This window comes from Mesorhizobium sp. M7A.F.Ca.CA.002.15.2.1 (genome assembly GCF_003998715.1).
Classification (GTDB): domain Bacteria; phylum Pseudomonadota; class Alphaproteobacteria; order Rhizobiales; family Rhizobiaceae; genus Mesorhizobium; species Mesorhizobium ciceri.
This window is the reverse complement of sequence record NZ_RZPI01001002.1, coordinates 1-1,310: the sequence shown is the minus strand read 5'-3', so window position 1 is coordinate 1,310 and position 1,310 is coordinate 1. Positions and strand designations below refer to the sequence as shown.

Sequence of the window (1,310 nt, the reverse complement as noted above, 5' to 3'; positions counted from 1 at the left end):
AATCTGCGCCGCGCGATGGAGGCGATTCCCGCCGAGGCCAAGGCATCGGGTGACGCCGGCTTCAAGGCGCTGATCGAAGGCGTCGACCTCACCGAGCGCGCCATGCTGTCGGCGCTGGAACGGCATGGGGTCAAGAAGCTCGCGCCGGAAGGCGAGAAGTTCGATCCCAATTTCCACCAGGCGATGTTCGAAGTGCCCAATCCGGACGTCCCGGCCAACACCGTGGTCCAGGTCGTGCAGCCGGGCTATTCGATCGGCGACCGCGTGCTGCGCCCGGCTATGGTCGGCGTCGCCAAAGGCGGTCCGAAGTTTGCCGCCGCTGAAGCGCCGGTCGAGCCGGGGCCGGTAAACGAGCAGGCTGAGAAAGATGCATAGTTAAGGGAGTAGGGCAGTAGGGCAGTAGGGAAAAGGGCAATCGCACCTTCCGTGCGGCTTCGTGCTAAACATACTGCCCTACTGCCCTATTCCCTTACTCCCCTGGCCTGCCATGAACCCCATCGCGCTTCTCGACTATGCCGGTGTCGCCGTCTTCGCGGCGACGGGGGCGCTTGCGGCTTCGCGCAAGCAGCTCGACATTATCGGCTTCCTGTTCCTGGCCAGCGTCACCGGGATAGGTGGCGGCACGCTTCGCGACGTCATCCTCAACCTGCCGGTTTTCTGGGTCGCCAACTCCGGCTATGTGCTGGTCTGCGCCGCGGTTGCGGTGCTGGTCTTCTTCAGCGCGCATCGTGTCGAATCGCGCTGGAAATGGCTGCTCTGGCTCGACGCCATCGGGCTCGCCGCTTTTTCGGTGATGGGCGCGGCCAAGGGGCTTGCGATTACCGGTTCGCCGGTCGTCTCCGTCATCACCGGCGTGCTCACCGCCACTTTCGGCGGCATTCTGCGCGATCTTCTTGCCGGCGAGCCATCGGTGCTGCTCAGGCCCGAAATCTATGTCACGGCGGCCCTTGCAGGTGCCGGCCTTTACACGCTTGGCGATCTTGCCGGACTGCCGCCGCTCGCCTCGGACCTTGCCGGTTTTGCTGCGGCGTTCCTTGTGCGTGGCGGCGCGCTCAAATTCGGCTGGTCGTTTCCGTCCTACAAGAGCCGGCCCGGCAGGCGGCCGGAAGATATTTTGTGAAAAGGAAGCGAATAGCGAATAGGGGTTGAACGAGATAGCTCCCGCTACTTTCTATTCGCTAGCCTCACGCAGCGAAGCGCTGGGCTTCCCCGCCATAATAGTTGACGTAGCGTGCGCCGATCTCCTTGACCGGCATCACGACGAACACATCGACCGTCGAGAATTCGCGATCGATGACGCAGCCGTCGCC

General features: G+C 63.4%; 2 protein-coding genes and 1 pseudogene. 2 read left to right on the top strand and 1 reads right to left on the bottom strand.

From position 1 onward, the window contains the following. On the top strand, positions 1–375 hold a 375-nt coding region (gene grpE, locus ENZ74_RS32000; RefSeq protein ID WP_127313297.1), incomplete at its 5' end, for a nucleotide exchange factor GrpE. A gap of 112 nt (positions 376–487) precedes the next feature. Next, the gene (locus ENZ74_RS31995) at positions 488–1,120 is read left to right on the top strand and encodes a trimeric intracellular cation channel family protein (RefSeq protein ID WP_013529571.1); all 633 of its coding nucleotides are present in this window, start codon (positions 488–490) and stop codon (positions 1,118–1,120) included. A 64-nt stretch (positions 1,121–1,184) separates the two neighbouring features. On the opposite strand, the pseudogene ENZ74_RS35515 reads toward ENZ74_RS31995, so the two are convergent. Beyond that, positions 1,185–1,310, bottom strand: a pseudogene (locus ENZ74_RS35515) (ornithine--acyl-ACP N-acyltransferase OlsB); the annotation flags it as partial.